The organism is Saccharothrix sp. NRRL B-16348 (assembly GCF_001280085.1).
In the GTDB taxonomy this organism is placed as follows: domain Bacteria; phylum Actinomycetota; class Actinomycetes; order Mycobacteriales; family Pseudonocardiaceae; genus Actinosynnema.
This window is the reverse complement of sequence record NZ_LGED01000198.1, coordinates 1-15,708: the sequence shown is the minus strand read 5'-3', so window position 1 is coordinate 15,708 and position 15,708 is coordinate 1. Positions and strand designations below refer to the sequence as shown.

Below are 15,708 nucleotides of genomic sequence, written 5' to 3'. Positions count from 1 at the left end.
GGGATGGCGGCCTTCACTCGAAGGTGTCAAGATGAGGCGTCCAATGGCTCGCTGACATACCTTTGGAGGTACTGCGGATGCTCGCCGTGGAGGAGTTGCGCGTGCTCGTGGACGCCGGGGAGATCGACACGGTGCTGGTCGCCGTGGTCGACATGCAGGGCCGCCTCCAGGGCAAGCGCTGCGCCGCCCGCTACTTCGTCGACGAGGTCCTGCCGCACTCCGCCGAGGGCTGCAACTACCTGCTGGCCGTCGACGTGGAGATGAACACCGTCGAGGGCTACGCCATGTCGTCGTGGGACAGCGGCTACGGCGACTTCGTGATGAAGCCCGACCTGGCCACGCTGCGCCGCGTGCCGTGGCACGAGGGCACCGCGCTGGTCATGTGCGACCTCGTCTGGGAGGACGGCGGACCGGTGGTCGCCTCGCCGCGCCAGATCCTCAAGCGCCAGCTCGACCGGCTCGCCGAACGCGGCCTGCGCGCGTTCGTGGGCACGGAGCTGGAGTTCATCGTCTTCGACAACACCTACGAGGACGCGTGGAACCGCGGTTACCGCGACCTCACCCCGGCGAACCAGTACAACGTGGACTACTCGCTGCTGGGCACCGCCCGCGTCGAACCGCTGCTGCGCGCCATCCGCAACCACATGGCGGGCGCGGGCATGGTGGTCGAGTCGGCCAAGGGCGAGTGCAACCCCGGTCAGCACGAGATCGCGTTCCGCTACACCGAGGCGCTCGCGACCTGCGACAACCACAGCATCTACAAGACCGGGGCCAAGGAGATCGCGGCGCAGCAGGGCAAGGCGCTGACGTTCATGGCCAAGTACAACGAGCGCGAGGGCAGCTCCTGCCACATCCACCTGAGCCTGCGGTCGGCCGACGGCGAGCCGGTGTTCGCCGAGGGGCGCGGCAGGTCCAAGCTCATGGAGCACTTCATGGCGGGGCAGCTGGCGGCCCTGCGCGAGCTGACCTACTTCCTCGCCCCGAACATCAACTCCTACAAGCGGTTCGCGCCGGGCAGCTTCGCGCCGACCGCGGTGGCGTGGGGCAAGGACAACCGGACGTGCGCGCTGCGGGTCGTCGGGCACGGCCAGTCGCTGCGGTTCGAGAACCGGGTGCCCGGCGCGGACGTGAACCCGTACCTGGCCGTCGCCGCGCTGATCGCGGCCGGTCTGCACGGCGTGGAGAACGAGCTGCCGCTGGAGGAGGAGTTCACGGGCAACGCCTACGCCTCCGACAAGCCGACCGTGCCCGGCACGCTGCGCGACGCCGCGTCCCTGCTGGCCAAGAGCGAACTCGCGCGTGACGCGTTCGGGGCGGACGTGGTCGAGCACTACCTGAACGCGGCCCGGGTGGAGCTGGCCGCGTTCGAGAAGTCGGTGACGGACTGGGAGCGGATCCGTGGTTTCGAACGGCTCTAGGGCACGGCCGTTGATCGGCGTGAGCACGTACCTCGAACGCGCGAAGTTCGGCGTCTGGGACGTGGAGGCGGCCGTGCTGCACCGCGACTACCTCGACTCGGTGGTGCGCGCGGGCGGCAACCCCGTGCTGCTGCCGCCGGTCGGCACGTGGGACGCGGACAGCGTCGCGTTCCTCGACGGCCTGGTGCTGGCGGGCGGCGCGGACGTCGACCCGGCGTTGTACGGGAGGCCACGCGACCCGCGCACGGGACCGGCGCGGCCCGAGCGGGACGCGGTCGAGCTGAGCCTGGCGCGCGCGGCGTTGAAGCTGGACCTGCCGCTGCTCGCGGTGTGCCGCGGCATGCAGGTGCTCAACGTGGCGCTGGGCGGCACGCTGGTCCAGCACGTCGACGGGCACAACCCGGCGCCCGCCGTGTACGAGCACACCGGGATCGCGGTCGCGCCCGGTTCGGCGCTCGCCGGCATCGTCGGCCTCGCCACCACCGTGTTCTGCCACCACCACCAGGCGTTGGACGTCCTCGGCGACGGCCTGCGCGTGGTCGCGGGCGCGCCGGACGGCACCGTGGAGGCGGTGGAGCTGCCGGGCTCGCGGTTCGTGCTCGGCGTGCAGTCGCACCCGGAGGCCGACACCGAGGACGACCGCTTGTTCGCCGCACTCGTCGGCGCCGTTCAGGACAGAGGAGTGAAGTGACCACGTTCGACGTCATCAACCCGGCCACCGAGGAGGTGGTCCGCTCGGTGCCGCTGGCGACGCTGGAGGAGACCGACGCGGCCATCGCCCGCGCGGCGGCGGCGTTGCCCGCGTGGCGCGCGGTGGCGCCGGGAGACCGGGCCCGGCTGCTGCGGCGGTTCGCCGAGGCGGTCGACGGCGCGGTGGAGGAGCTGGCGGCGCTGGAGGTGCTCAACGCCGGCCACACCATCGGCAACGCGCGGTGGGAGGCCGGGAACGTCCGCGACGTGCTGCACTACTACTCGGCCGCGCCGGAACGGTTGTTCGGCAAGCAGATCCCGGTGCCCGGCGGGCTGAACGTGACCTTCCACGAGCCGCTCGGCGTGGTCGGCGTGATCGTGCCGTGGAACTTCCCGATGCCGATCGCGGTGTGGGGCTTCGCGCCCGCGCTGGCGGCGGGGAACACGGTGGTGCTCAAGCCCGCCGAGCTGACGCCGCTGACGGCACTGCGGTTGGCCTCGCTGGCGTTGGAGGCCGGGTTGCCGCCGGACGTGTTCCAGGTGGTGCCTGGCGCCGGACCGGTGGTGGGGCAGCGGTTCGTCACGCACCCGGACGTGCGCAAGGTCGTGTTCACCGGGTCGACGCGGGTCGGCAAGCAGATCATGGCCGGCTGCGCGGACCAGGTGAAGCGGGTGACGCTGGAGCTGGGCGGCAAGTCGGCCAACGTCGTGTTCGCCGACGCGGACCTGGAGCGCGCCGCCGCCACCGCGCCGTACGGGGTGTTCGACAACGCGGGCCAGGACTGCTGCGCGCGGTCCCGGATCCTGGTGCAGGCGTCGGTCTACGACCGGTTCATGGAGCTGCTGGAGCCCGCGGTCAAGGGCGTGGTGGTCGGCGCGCCCGGCGACGAGGCCAGCGAGATGGGGCCGTTGATCTCGGCCGCGCACCGGGAGAAGGTCGCGTCCTACGTGCCGTCCGACGCACCGGTGGCGTTCCGGGGTTCGGCGCCGTCGGGCGCGGGCTTCTGGTTCCCGCCGACCGTGCTGGCGCCCGTCGCCCCCGGTGACCGCGCGGCCGTGGAGGAGATCTTCGGGCCGGTGGTGGCCGTGCTGCCGTTCACCGACGAGGAGGACGCGGTGCGGTTGGCCAACGACAGCGCGTACGGCCTGTCCGGGTCGATCTGGACCCGGGACGTGGGGCGGGCGCTGCGCGTGTCGCGCGCCGTCGAGGCGGGGAACCTGTCGGTCAACTCGCACTCGTCGGTGCGGTACTGGACCCCGTTCGGCGGGTTCAAGCAGTCCGGGCTGGGACGTGAGCTGGGGCCGGACGCCCTCGACTCGTTCACCGAGACCAAGAACGTCTTCATCGCTCACTGATTGGGAGAGACATGGTTCAGCGACTTGAGGGCCGGGTTGCCGTGGTCACCGGCGGTGGCAGCGGCATCGGTCTGGCCTCGGTGCGGCGGCTGGCGTCCGAGGGGGCGAAGGTCGTCGTCGCGGACGTGGACGCGGAGTCCGGCAAGGCGGCGGCCGACGAGGTCGGCGGGCTGTTCGTCCAGGTCGACGTGACCGACGAGGAACAGGTGTCGGCGCTGTACCAAACCACTGTGGACACCTACGGCTCGGTCGACGTCGCGTTCAACAACGCCGGGATCTCGCCGCCGGACGACGACTCCATCCTGACCACGGGCATCGAGGCGTGGGAGCGGGTGCAGAAGGTCAACCTGACGTCGGTGTACCTGTGCTGCAAGCACGCGATCCCGCACATGCTCTCGCAGGGGCGCGGTTCGGTGATCAACACGGCGTCGTTCGTGGCGACGATGGGCGCGGCGACGTCCCAGATCTCCTACACGGCGTCCAAGGGCGGCGTGCTGGCGATGAGCCGCGAGCTGGGCGTGCAGTTCGCCCGGCAGGGCGTGCGGGTGAACGCCCTGTCGCCCGGACCGGTGAACACGCCGTTGCTGCGGGAGCTGTTCGCGAAGGACCCGGAGCGGGCCGCGCGGCGGTTGGTGCACGTGCCGTTGGGCCGGTTCGCCGAGCCGGAGGAGATCGCGGCGGCGGTGGCCTTCCTGGCCAGTGACGACTCGTCGTTCATGACCGCGTCGAACTTCCTGGTGGACGGCGGTATCGCCGGTGCCTACGTGACACCGCTGTGATGCCGTTGCAGGACGCGTTGTTCCGCCCCGTGCGGGCGGGCAACGCGTTCGAGGAGACGGTGGAGCGGCTCATGCAGGCGATCCGGCTCGGCGTGGTAGGGCCGGGGGAGAGGCTGCCTGCGGAGCGTGACCTGGCGGCCCGGTTGGGTGTCAGCCGGGTGACACTGCGGGAGGCGATCCGGTCACTGCAGGACGCCGGGTACGTCGAGTCGCGGCGCGGCCGGTACGGCGGGACGTTCGTGAACTCGCCGTTGCCGGTGGCCGCGCCGGAACGCCGCGTCGACCCCGGTGAGCTGGCGGACGCGTTGACGTTGCGCGCGGCGGTGGAGACGGGCGCGGCGGAGTGCGCGGCGGGTCGCGCGCTGAGCCCGGTGGAGCGGCGCAACCTGCTCGCCCGGCTGACCGAGTGCCGTGACGCTTCGGTGGACTCCTACCGGCGCAAGGACTCGCGGCTGCACCTGGCGATCGCCGAGGCGACCGGCTCGCCGTCGCTCACCGCGGCCGTCGCCGACGCCCGGACCAGGGTGAACGCGCTGCTCGACCGGATACCGCTGCTGCCGCCGAACCTGGCGCACTCGAACGACCAGCACCAGGTGATCGTGACCCACATCCTGGCGGGCGACCCGGACGCCGCGCGGCGGGCGATGGCCGAGCACCTGGACGGCACGGCCCTGCTGCTGCGCGGCTTCCTGTCCTGAGGGGTCAGCGCTCGAAGTCGCGTCCCGGCACCCGCTCGGGGCCACGTTCGCCGCGCTCGCCCCACGGGCCCCGGTCGCCGCGTTCGCCTCGCTCGCCTCGCTCGTCGAACCGCGAGTGCCCGTGCCGGTCGGGGCCGACGCCGTAGCGGTGGTGGTGGTCGCGGTCGGCCAACGCCACGATCCCGCCGCCGAGGACGAGTCCGAGCAGGCCGACGGCGACGAGTTGGGTGGCGCGGTGCTTGACGACCCGGCCGACCGCCGCGCCCTTGCCGGGCGGTGGCGGGTAGTAGCCAGGGTGGGGCGCGCCAGGTGCGGGTTGGGCGGCAGCAGCCGGTTCGCCGGCGGCGGTGGCCTGGGCGGACGCTTGCTCGCCGGCGGGAGTGCCGGGAGCACCGGATTGGGTGCCGGGTGCGGTCGGGGTCTCGGGCGGGTCCGGATTGGCAGGGTTCGGGGCGGGGGTGGCCATCGGCGTGGTGGCGTCGGTGGGAGTCCGGTCCGCCGCGGGGTCGGGGCCTGGGGTGGCGCGTGGTGGCTGGTTCGGGTCTGACATGGCGGAACTCCTGCTCTCCCGTGCTGTTGTCCGCCATGGTGCGCGTTCGACCTGAGGAGATCCTGATGGCCGGCTGTCCGCCGGCTGTGAACCGTGCCGTCAGCATGTGTTGACGCCGTCCGATCGTCAGCATATGTTGACGACATGGCTGCGATCGCCGATCTCGACCCGGCCGCGCACGGCGCCGACCCGGACGCCGGGCTGCGCGCCGTGGCCCGCCTGCGCCGCCTCGTCGAACAACTGGAAGCCGAACACGTCGCCGCCGCCCGCCGAGCCGGCTGTTCGTGGCGCGACATCGCCACCCGCCTCGGCGTGACCAAGCAGACCGTCCACCGCAAGTACGGCCGAGAGGACTGACCGGTGTTCCGAGGCGACCACCCCGACCTGAACCGCACCATCGGCCGCGCGCTCGCGCTGGCACTGGACCTGGGCCACCCGCGCACCGGCAGCGAGCACCTGCTGGCCGCCCTCGCCGCTGGCCCGCTCGCCGACCGAACGGTCACCGGCGGCCCGTCCACCGGCGAAAACACGGCGAGCGCTCCGCCGGCCCGCCCGACCGCCGCCGACGTCCTCCGCCGCCACGGCGCGACCCCGACCGCGATCCGGGACGCCGCCCACCTCGCGGCCCCACTCGGCGCGGGCGGTGCGGCGGACCGTGCCGTCCTCGCCCCGATCGGCGTCGACCTCGACCGCCTCCTCGGCCGCAGCGCGCCCGCGCTGGACCGGCCGCCCGGCCGTGAGCCGCTGCTCCCGTTCGGCGCGGCGAAAGCACGTCGGCGCTGCGCCCGCCTCACCCCGCCGCTCGGCCTGGACGCCCAGGCGGCCTACTCGGCGTCGCTGCGCCTCGCCCTCGCCCGCCGCGAGCGCGAGCACCGCCCCGAACACCTGGCCCTCGCCCTCACCGCCCTGGACCCCGGCGTGGCGTGGGTCCTCAAGACCGCCCACGTCGACCGCGAGGCCCTGCTCGCCGACCTGGCCGAGACCTTCCCGCCCCCGCGCCGCAACCCGCTGCTCACCGTCGAACGCGCGCTCGGCCACCGCGTGCGCCACCGCGACCTCGTCCGCCGCTACCAGCGCACCACCGGACGTGCCGTGACCTCGGCCGACGCGCTGCCCGCCCTGATCCGCGGCTGACCGCCCACCCGACCGGGTGATCCGCGGGAAACGGGGGCGGCCGACCCGGTGCGCCGGAAATCGACTCGGTGAGCACCGATAACATCTCGGGCAAAGGACCGACGCACACCGAGGAGTCACCGTGTCCCAGCCACGTCCCGCAGCCGCCCAACTCCCACCGCGCGTGGTGGTGACGGCGGGGACCACCGCGGGGACGGCGGTGCGTGAAGCGGGACTCCCGGGCAAGGGTCCGGACGCCGTCGTGGTCGTGCGCGACCCCGAGGGCCACCTCCGCGACCTGTCCTGGGTTCCGCAGGTCGACGTCGAGGTGGAGGCCGTCGCCGCCGACACCGAGGCCGGCCGCAGCGTCATCCGGCACTCCGCCGCCCACGTGCTGGCGCAGGCCGTGCAGCAGCAGTTCCCCGAGGCCAAGCTGGGCATCGGCCCGCCGGTCAAGGACGGCTTCTACTACGACTTCCGGGTCGACAAGCCGTTCACGCCCGAAGACCTCCAGGCGCTGGAGAAGCGCATGAAGGCGATCATCAAGGGCGCGCAGCGGTTCAACCGCCGGGTGGTCGAGTCGGTCGACGCGGCCAAGTCCGAGCTGGCCGCCGAGCCGTTCAAGCTCGAACTGGTGGACGTCAAAGCCGGATCGTCCGACACCGCCGTCGACTCGTCGGAGATCATGGAGGTCGGCGGCGGCGAGCTGACGATCTACGACAACCTCGACCCGCGGTCCGGCGACCGCGTGTGGGGCGACCTGTGCCGCGGCCCGCACGTGCCGACGACCAAGCACATCCCGGCGTTCAAGCTGACCCGCGTCGCCGCCGCGTACTGGCGCGGCAACGAGAAGAACCCGCAGCTGCAGCGCATCTACGGCACGGCGTGGGAGTCGCAGGAGGCGCTGGACGCGCACCTGGAGCTGCTGGCCGAGGCCGAGCGCCGCGACCACCGCAAGCTGGGCGTCGAGCTGGACCTGTTCAGCTTCCCGGACGAGATCGGCTCCGGCCTGGCGGTGTTCCACCCGCGCGGCGGGATCATCCGCAAGGCCATGGAGGACTACTCGCGCGCCCGGCACACCGAAGAGGGCTACGAGTTCGTCTACTCGCCGCACATCACCAAGGGCAACCTGTTCGAGACGTCCGGTCACCTCGACTGGTACAAGGACGGCATGTACCCGGCGATGCACCTCGACGCCGAGTACGACGACGACGGCAAGCTGCGCAAGCCCGGCCAGGACTACTACCTCAAGCCGATGAACTGCCCGTTCCACGACCTGATCTTCAAGTCGCGCGGGCGGTCCTACCGCGAGCTGCCGCTGCGCATGTTCGAGTTCGGCGGCGTCTACCGGTACGAGAAGTCCGGCGTGATCCACGGCCTGACCCGCGTGCGCGGCATGACGCAGGACGACGCGCACATCTTCTGCACCCCCGACCAGGTGCAGGACGAGCTGAAGTCGCTGCTGTCCTTCGTGCTCGGCCTCCTGCGCGACTACGGCCTCGACGACTTCTACCTGGAGCTGTCGACCCGCAACCCGGAGAAGTCCGTCGGCTCCGACGAGGTCTGGGAGAAGGCGACCGAGGCGCTGCGCGTCGCGGCCGAGGACTCCGGCCTGGAGCTGGTGCCCGACCCGGGCGGCGCGGCGTTCTACGGGCCGAAGATCTCCGTGCAGGCCAAGGACGCGCTGGGTCGCACCTGGCAGATGTCGACCATCCAGGTGGACTTCAACCTGCCGGAGCGGTTCGAGCTGGAGTACACCGGCCCGGACGGCAACCGGCAGCGGCCGGTCATGATCCACCGCGCGCTGTTCGGCTCGGTCGAGCGGTTCTTCGGCGTGCTGACCGAGCACTACGCGGGCGCGTTCCCGGCGTGGCTGGCGCCCGTGCAGGTGGTGGGCATCCCGATCGCGGACGAGCACGTCGACCACCTGCTGGCGGTCGCCGGGCAGCTCAAGGCGAAGGGCATCCGGGTCGAGGTGGACGCCTCCGACGACCGGATGCAGAAGAAGATCCGCAACCACACCACGCAGAAGGTGCCGTTCATGCTGCTCGCGGGCGGCAAGGACGTGGAGCAGGGCGCGGTGTCGTTCCGGTTCCGCGACGGCACCCAGATCAACGGCGTGCCGGTCGAGCGTGCCGTCGAGACGGTCGTGGACTGGGTGGCGCGGCGGGAGAACGCGTCGCCCACGGCGGAACTCGTCCAGTGACGGACCGGTACGAGGAGCAGGACGGGGTCGGGGTCGACGACGCGTTGCAGCGGTTGTGGACCCCGCACCGCCTCTCGTACGTGCGCGGTGAGGGCAAGGCCGTCGGCGACGAGCCCGAGGGGTGCCCGTTCTGCCGGGTGATCGGGCTGGACGACGCCGAGGGCCTGATCCTGGCGCGCGGCGAGCTGGTGTTCGCGGTGCTCAACCTGTACCCGTACAACCCCGGTCACCTGATGGTGCTGCCGTACCGGCACGTGCCCGACTACACCGACCTGACCGTGGCAGAGACGGCGGAGTTCGCCGCGTTCACCCAGAAGGCGATGCGGGTGATCCGCTCCGCCGCCGGTCCGCACGGGTTCAACGTCGGCATGAACCAGGGCGTGGTCGCCGGCGCGGGCATCGCGGCCCACCTGCACCAGCACGTGGTGCCGCGCTGGGGCGGCGACGCGAACTTCATGCCGGTGATCGGCCACACCAAGGTCCTGCCGCAACTGCTCGGCGAGACCAGGCAACTCCTGTCCGACGCCTGGTCGGCCACCGACTGACCCGGACGGGTGAGGTTTACCCGGGACCGTCCCGTGCAACGGGACAAGGGTGACTTCACCCCACACGCCCGCCCCGGTCGCCCATCGGACGATGGAGGTCGACGGGACCGCCATCTTCTACCGCGAGGCAGGGCCACCGGACGCCCCGGTGGTGCTGCTGCCCCACGGTTACCCCTGCTCGTCGTTCCAGTACCGCAACTTCATGGCCGCGCTCGGCGACCGGTGGCGGCTGATCGCGCCGGACTACCCCGGGTTCGGGTACAGCGGCACGCCGGACCGGACGCGCTTCTCCTACACCTTCGACGGGTACGCCGAGTTCCTCCAGCGGTTCGCCGACGCGGCCGGCCTCACCCGGTACGCCCTCTACCTGCACGACTACGGCTCCCAGTTCGGGCTGCGGCTGGCCATGCACGCGCCCGAGCGGGTCACCGCCCTGATCATCCAGAACGGTGACATCTACGAGGACCAGCACGGCCCGAAGTACCGGCCGCTCAAGGAGTACTGGGCCGACCCGACGGAGGAGGGGACGTCCCGGCTGTACGCCGCGGTCAGCGCGGACGGCTTCCGCGACGAGTTCGTCGGCGAGCTCCCCGAGAGGCTGGTCGACCGGGTCGGCCCGGACCTCTGGACGTTGTCCTGGGCGCTGCTGGGCACGCCCGAGCGACGGCGGAACCTGGTCCACCTGCTGGCCGACCAGTCGAGCACGATCGACTGGTTCGAACGGCAGCAGGCGTACCTGCGCGAGCACCGGCCGCCGACGCTGATCGCGTGGGGCCCGCACGACGGCTACATGCCGGAGGGCGCCGCGCGGGCCTACCTCCGCGACCTGCCGGACGCCGAGTTGCACCTGCTCGACGGCGGGCACTGGGCGCTGGAGACGAACCTGGACGAGGTCGTCACCCTGGCGCGGGACTTCCTGGACCGGGTCCACCCGCCCGTCTCAGCCGGGTGACGCCGACGACCGGCTCGTTCGACTGTCCCACCCCGAGCGTTCGACTCGAATGTCCTGAGTGTCCGACACGCGCGTCCTGAGCGTTCGACACGCCGGTGCCGAGCGTTCGACACGCCGAGCCTGAGCGTTCGACACGCGGGTTGGGGAAAGTTCAACTTTTTTCGCGTTCGGCTTGAACGGACGGTGGGGCTGTCTCGTTCAGTCCGGGTGACCACGCCCGGCTGACGAGAGGTGCACGACCTGTGACGGCCACGACCGAGCCCGACGCTGTGCGAGGACTTCCTCCGGACGACCGCTCCCTGTTCCGGCGATTCGGCCGCGGACCGAGCGTGACACCACCGTTCCACCGGATACACCACGCCTTCGAGGCCCACGCGGCACGGTCGCCGCACGCGCGGGCGGTCGAGCACGAAGGCGCCTGCGTGACGTACGGCGAGCTGGACCACCGCGCGAACGTGGTCGCCGCCGAACTCCTCGCCGCCGGCGTGCGCCCGGGCGATCACGTCGGCGTCTTCTTAACGCGTTCGATCCACCTCGTCGTCGGCATCCTCGCCGTGCTGAAGGTCGGCGCGGCCTACGTGCCGCAGGACGTCCGGATCACCCCGAAGCCCCACCTCGACCACATCATCCGCACCGCCGACATCGACGTCGTCCTGACCACCCGCGAGCACCTCCCGCAGACCCGCGACCTCGCCGCGCCGAAGGTGCTCGCCCTCGACACCCTCCCGGACCGCCGCGTCGACCCACCGCGGGCGGAACACGGCGACACCGCCGTCGTCATCTTCACCTCCGGCACGACCGGCGTGCCCAACGGCGTCCGCGTCACCCACGCGAACCTGTGCAACGTCCTGCTCACCGCACCCGGCGACCTGGGCATCCGACCGGGCGACCGGGTCGCGCAGCTGCTCAACATCGCGTTCGACATGGCGGTGTGGGAGCTCTTCGGCGCGCTCGCGCACGGCGCCACGTCCGTCATCCGCGGCCGGGACATCGGGAAGACGGCCAAGACCTCGACTGTCCTCATCGCCACCCCAGGCGTCCTGTCCACAGTGGACCCGGCAGAGTGCCCCGACGTGCGAGTGGTCGCCGTGGCCGGAGAGCACTGCCCCAAACCCCTGGCCGACGCCTGGTCCGCCCGCGCCGCGTTCCACAACGCCTGCGGTCCGACGGAGGTCACGATCGTCAACACGATCCAGCGCTACGACCCGCGCACGGGCCGGCTCACCATCGGCCGTCCGGTCCCCAACACCACGGTCTACGTGCTCGACCAGGACCTGCGGCCGTGCCGGATCGGCGAGGTCGGCGAGATGTGGGCGGGCGGCGCCTGCGTCACGGCGGGCTACCTCGGCAACGACGTGCTGACCGCCCAGCGCTACCGCCCCGACCCGTTCCTCGGCGGCGACCACCTGATGTTCCGCACCCGCGACCTGGGCCGCTGGACGCCGGACGGCGAGTTGGAGCACCACGGCCGCACCGACGACCTGGTCAAGGTCCGGGGCTTCCGGGTCGAGCTGGACGCGGTCACCTCCGCCTTGGAGACGACCCCCGGCTGCGTCCGCGCGACCACCGTCCTGCACGACGGCAGGCTCGTCGGGTTCGTCAGCCCCGCCACCGTCGACCCACAGGCGGCCACGGACGCGGTGGCGCACGCGCTGCCCTACTACTGCGTGCCGTCACTGGTCGTCGCGGTGGACGACCTGCCGCTGACCGCACGCGGCAAAGTGGACCGGGCCGCGCTCTCGTCGCTGGTGACGGTCGCATGACCACCACGCGCAGCGACACACCGTCGGCGCTGGGGCTGAGGCTCCGGAAGCGCCCGTTCACCCACCACAACCGGCTCGCCGCCCTCGTCGTCCTGGCCAACGTCATCGCGGCGTTCGGTGTGGACGACGCGCACGACCTCGCGAACCTGGTCGTCGCGAACGTCGCCCTGGCCGTCCTGATCCGCCAGCAGCACGTGATCAACCTGCTGTTCCGGCTCGCCACGAGCGCGCCGACGACGTGGCCGCTGCGGATCCGCTGGACGTTGGGCAAGGTCTACCACTTCGGCGGCCTGCACGTCGGCGCCGCGCTCAGCGCCACCGCGTGGTTCACCGTCCTCGCCGTGGTCCTCAACGACCCGCTGACGTGGACGATCCTCGCCCTGATGGTCGGGATGGTGGTCTTCGCCCTGCCCGGCCTGCGCGCACGCCGGCACGACGTGTTCGAGCGCGTGCACCGCTTCGCGGGCTGGACCGTGCTCGCCCTGTTCGCCGCGCACTCGGCCCGGCAGCCCGGATTCCTCGGCTCGGCCCAGTTCTGGCTGCTCCTGCTGATCGTGGCGAGCGTCGTGCTGCCGTGGGCGCGGCTGCGTCGCGTGCCGGTGCGGATCTCCCGCCCGTCGCGGCACGTCGCGCTGGTGTCGTTCGACTACGGCGTGACGCCGTTCGCCGGCTCCTCGACCGCGGTGAGCCGCCACCCGCTGCTGGAGTGGCACTCGTTCGCCAACGTGCCGACGCCCGGCCAACCCGGCTTCCGGCTCACCATCTCGCGCGCGGGCGACTGGACCGGCTCGCTGATCGACGACCTGCCGACGCACCTGTGGGTCAAGGGCGTGCCGACCGCCGGCGTCGGCAACATCGACAAGCTGTTCACCCGCGTGGTGTGGGTGGCCACCGGCAGCGGCATCGGGCCGTGCCTGCCCCACCTGCTGTCGCGGGAGACGCCGTCGCGGCTGGTGTGGTCCACCCGCACGCCGCGCGACACCTACGGCGACGAGCTGGTGGACGAGATCGAGGCCGTGCAGCCGGACGCCCTGGTCTGGGACACCGTCCGCGACGGCAAGCCCGACCTGGTGGAACTGGCGCTGCGCGCGCACCGGGAGTTCGACGCCGAAGCCGTGATCTGCATCTCGAACAAGAAGACGACGTGGCACGTGGTGGAGGAGCTGGAAGCGCGGGGCGTGCCCGCGTTCGGCGCCATCTGGGACTCGTGAGGAGACTTCCGTGGACTACTCGACCTTGCTCATCGAAGAACAGGACGGCGTCACGACGGTCACCGTGTCCCGACCACCGGCGCGCAACGCGCTGTCCGTCCGGGTCCTGTCCGAACTCGACGACTTCCTGTCCGGCGTCCTCGTCGGTCGGGCGCCGCGCGGCATCGTCCTCACCGGAGCGCCCGGCCCGGCGTTCATCGCGGGCGCGGACATCCGCGAGATGGCCGCGATGACGCCGGACGAGGGCGAGCGGTTCGGGATGCTCGGCCAACGCGTCACCCGGCTGCTGGAGGAGGTCCCGTGCCCGGTCGTCGCGTGCGTGGACGGCTACGCCCTCGGCGGCGGCTGCGAGATGGTGCTGGCGTGCGACTTCGCCTACGCGACCAGGCGCGCGGTGTTCGGCCAGCCGGAGGTCGTGCTCGGCCTCATCCCGGGCTTCGGCGGCTGCGTCCGCCTCCAACGCCTGGTCGGACCCGCGGTCGCCCGGGAGCTGATCTACACCGGCAGGCACGTCGACGCGGCGGAGGCGGCGCGGCTCGGCCTCGTCAACGCGGTGTTCGACGACCGTGATGAGATGCTGGCCGCCGCACGCGCGGTGCTCGGCCGGATCGCGGGCAACTCGGCCACGGCGGTGTCGCTGGCCAAGGCCGCGGTGAACGCCTCGAACGGCACGACCGTCGCCGCCGGGCTGGAGTTCGAGCTCGACGCGTTCCGGGAGGCGTTCACCACCGACGACATGCGCGAGGGCACGGCGGCCTTCCTCGCCAAGCGCCCGCCCGCCTTTCCCAGTGCGACCGTGCCCGCCGACACCAGGGAACCGCTGCTCCACGACTAGCCGAGGAGGTGCGCGATCAACGACAGTCACATTGCCCTGCTGCGCTCCCTCCACGACGAGCACGCGCCCGCCCTGTGGCGGTACGTGCGCCGGCTGACCGGGGACGACGAGCTGTCGCGCGACGTGGTGCAGGAAGCGCTGCTGCGGGCGTGGCGCAACCCCAAGGTGCTCGACCAGGGTGCGGCGGCGGCGCGGGCGTGGCTCTACACGGTGGCGCGCAACGTGGTGATCGACGAGCGCCGCAGCGCACGCGCGCGCTGGGAGATCGGGTCGGAACGGCTGCCCGAACGGCCGCGCGACGACCACAGCGACTCCGCGCTGGACGCCTGGTTGGTGGCCGACGTGCTCACCCAGTTGACGCCGGAGCACCGCACCGTGATCGTGCGCGCGTATTACATGGGACAGTCCGTCGCCGAGCTGGCCGTCGCGCTGGACCTGCCGGAGGGAACCGTGAAGTCCCGGCTGCACTACGGTCTGCGGGCGCTGCGGCTGGCGCTGGAGGAGAAGGGGGTCACCGGACGTTGAGCTCGCCAGTCGATCCGTACCGGGACTGGGGCGCCGCGTACGTCCTGGGTTCGCTGTCCCCCGGCGAACGGCGGGAGTTCGAGGGGCACCTGGCAGCCGGGTGCCCGGAGTGCTCGGGTGACGTCGCGTCGTTCGCGGGCGTGCCCGGCATCCTCTCCGCGGTTCCACCAGCCGCACGCTGGCCGTCACGGGGCTGGGCAGGGTCTGGCGCATCACGACGTCGGGCTCGGGCGGTGGCTCGGTGGTCGAGGCGGTGGTGGGCACGGGGGGGGGGGGGGGGGTGGGGGCCGGGGCCGGCGCCCCCGCCTCCCCCGCCCCCCCCCACCCCCGCCCCTCCCGCCGTGCCCCCCACCGCCTCGACCACCGAGCCACCGCCCGAGCCCGACGTCGTGATGCGCCAGACCCTGCCCAGCCCCGTGACGGCCAGCGTGCGGCTGGTGGACGAGCCGTGGGGCACCCGGATCGACGTGCTGTGCTCCTACGCCGTGCCGGACGGGCCGCCGACGCCCGAGTTCGCCTACGCCCTGCACGTGGTCGCGGCCGACGGCGCCACCGTGCTGGTCGCGACCTGGACGGCCGGTCCCGGCTCGACCACCCGGCCGACCGCGACCACTCGGCTGAGCCGGTCCGACATCACCGGCGTCGAGATCAGATTGGTGCAGAACGACCTGGTCCTGCTCCGCGTCGAGTTCTGACCCGCCCGCGGACCGGCCGGAGGCGCCCGTCGTCGATCACCCGCAGGCCCCGGACCTGCTGCAAGCGCACCTGCACGGCCGGATGCACGTGCGCTCCCCGAAACGCCCGCCGACGTGTGCCAGATCACCCGGGGCGACCGGCCGCGGGCCCGCAGACACCTTCCTGGCCGATCGTCAAGAGGGGTGCGCGTCGATACGGTGCGTTGCATGACCGCACCTGAGCGTTCGCGGCTGGCCCGAGAACGGCTCTCGCGCGAGTTACGAAGGCTGCGCACCGAGGCCAAGATGACCGGCACGGCCACGGCGCGCGCTACCGGGATGAGCCAGTCCAAGCTGTCGAAGATCGAGAACGGCATGCTCCTCCCGTCCGTG

17 protein-coding genes are annotated in these 15,708 nt (G+C 72.2%); 16 read left to right on the top strand and 1 reads right to left on the bottom strand.

The window, feature by feature from the left end; genetic code table 11:
* Positions 1 to 77: 77 nt before the first annotated feature.
* From ADK67_RS20435 to ADK67_RS20415, 5 genes are read left to right on the top strand one after another with little or no spacing between them, the layout of a single operon-like run.
* Entirely contained in the window at positions 78 to 1,418 is a 1,341-nt protein-coding gene (locus tag ADK67_RS20435) for a glutamine synthetase family protein (RefSeq protein ID WP_053718059.1), read from the top strand.
* Entirely contained in the window at positions 1,399 to 2,109 is a 711-nt protein-coding gene (locus tag ADK67_RS20430; protein WP_053718058.1) for a gamma-glutamyl-gamma-aminobutyrate hydrolase family protein, read from the top strand. Before ADK67_RS20435 ends, ADK67_RS20430 begins: the two co-directional genes overlap by 20 nt.
* Positions 2,106 to 3,464, top strand: a complete 1,359-nt coding sequence (locus ADK67_RS20425; protein ID WP_053718057.1) for an aldehyde dehydrogenase family protein — start codon at positions 2,106 to 2,108, stop codon at positions 3,462 to 3,464. Before ADK67_RS20430 ends, ADK67_RS20425 begins: the two co-directional genes overlap by 4 nt.
* Positions 3,465 to 3,475: 11 nt before the next feature.
* Positions 3,476 to 4,243 carry a 3-oxoacyl-ACP reductase gene (locus ADK67_RS20420; protein WP_053718056.1) on the top strand — a complete coding sequence of 256 codons (768 nt, stop codon included), beginning with the start codon at positions 3,476 to 3,478 and terminating at the stop codon, positions 4,241 to 4,243.
* Positions 4,243 to 4,941, top strand: coding sequence for a FadR/GntR family transcriptional regulator (locus tag ADK67_RS20415; RefSeq protein WP_053718147.1), 699 nt, complete (start codon positions 4,243 to 4,245; stop codon positions 4,939 to 4,941). Before ADK67_RS20420 ends, ADK67_RS20415 begins: the two co-directional genes overlap by 1 nt.
* A gap of 4 nt (positions 4,942 to 4,945) precedes the next feature.
* Here ADK67_RS20415 and ADK67_RS20410 read toward each other — a convergent pair whose 3' ends face one another.
* Entirely contained in the window at positions 4,946 to 5,491 is a 546-nt protein-coding gene (locus ADK67_RS20410; protein WP_157620646.1) for a hypothetical protein, read from the bottom strand.
* Between the two features lie 144 nt (positions 5,492 to 5,635).
* Between ADK67_RS20410 and ADK67_RS20405 the strand changes: the two genes are divergently transcribed.
* The 11 genes from ADK67_RS20405 to ADK67_RS54715 form a co-directional block, all read left to right on the top strand.
* Positions 5,636 to 5,848: an RNA polymerase subunit sigma-70 gene (locus tag ADK67_RS20405; protein WP_053718054.1), complete on the top strand. Its 213-nt coding sequence runs from the start codon at positions 5,636 to 5,638 to the stop codon at positions 5,846 to 5,848.
* A 3-nt stretch (positions 5,849 to 5,851) separates the two neighbouring features.
* On the top strand, positions 5,852 to 6,625 hold the full coding sequence (locus ADK67_RS20400) for a Clp protease N-terminal domain-containing protein (protein ID WP_053718053.1): 774 nt from the start codon (positions 5,852 to 5,854) through the stop codon (positions 6,623 to 6,625).
* Positions 6,626 to 6,746: 121 nt separating this feature from the next.
* Complete coding sequence (gene thrS, locus ADK67_RS20395) at positions 6,747 to 8,810, top strand: threonine--tRNA ligase (protein WP_197289538.1); 2,064 nt, start codon at positions 6,747 to 6,749, stop codon at positions 8,808 to 8,810.
* Complete coding sequence (locus ADK67_RS20390; protein WP_053718051.1) at positions 8,807 to 9,355, top strand: HIT family protein; 549 nt, start codon at positions 8,807 to 8,809, stop codon at positions 9,353 to 9,355. Before thrS ends, ADK67_RS20390 begins: the two co-directional genes overlap by 4 nt.
* A 91-nt stretch (positions 9,356 to 9,446) precedes the next feature.
* Positions 9,447 to 10,307 (top strand): alpha/beta fold hydrolase, encoded by an 861-nt coding sequence (locus ADK67_RS20385; protein ID WP_053718050.1) that lies wholly within the window; start codon positions 9,447 to 9,449, stop codon positions 10,305 to 10,307.
* A gap of 329 nt (positions 10,308 to 10,636) precedes the next feature.
* Positions 10,637 to 12,070: an amino acid adenylation domain-containing protein gene (locus ADK67_RS20380; RefSeq protein ID WP_231648280.1), complete on the top strand. Its 1,434-nt coding sequence runs from the start codon at positions 10,637 to 10,639 to the stop codon at positions 12,068 to 12,070.
* Positions 12,067 to 13,281, top strand: a complete 1,215-nt coding sequence (locus ADK67_RS20375; protein WP_053718048.1) for a hypothetical protein — start codon at positions 12,067 to 12,069, stop codon at positions 13,279 to 13,281. The genes ADK67_RS20380 and ADK67_RS20375 overlap by 4 nt, the downstream gene beginning before the upstream one ends.
* Before the next feature lie 10 nt (positions 13,282 to 13,291).
* Positions 13,292 to 14,116 (top strand): enoyl-CoA hydratase/isomerase family protein, encoded by an 825-nt coding sequence (locus tag ADK67_RS20370; protein ID WP_053718047.1) that lies wholly within the window; start codon positions 13,292 to 13,294, stop codon positions 14,114 to 14,116.
* Positions 14,117 to 14,131: 15 nt separating this feature from the next.
* Positions 14,132 to 14,641 (top strand): sigma-70 family RNA polymerase sigma factor, encoded by a 510-nt coding sequence (locus ADK67_RS20365; RefSeq protein ID WP_053718046.1) that lies wholly within the window; start codon positions 14,132 to 14,134, stop codon positions 14,639 to 14,641.
* 341 nt (positions 14,642 to 14,982) lie between these two features.
* The gene (locus tag ADK67_RS51055; protein ID WP_157620644.1) at positions 14,983 to 15,336 is read left to right on the top strand and encodes a hypothetical protein; all 354 of its coding nucleotides are present in this window, start codon (positions 14,983 to 14,985) and stop codon (positions 15,334 to 15,336) included.
* 207 nt (positions 15,337 to 15,543) lie between these two features.
* Positions 15,544 to 15,708: helix-turn-helix domain-containing protein (locus ADK67_RS54715; protein ID WP_157620642.1), on the top strand; the 165-nt coding region annotated here is incomplete at its 3' end.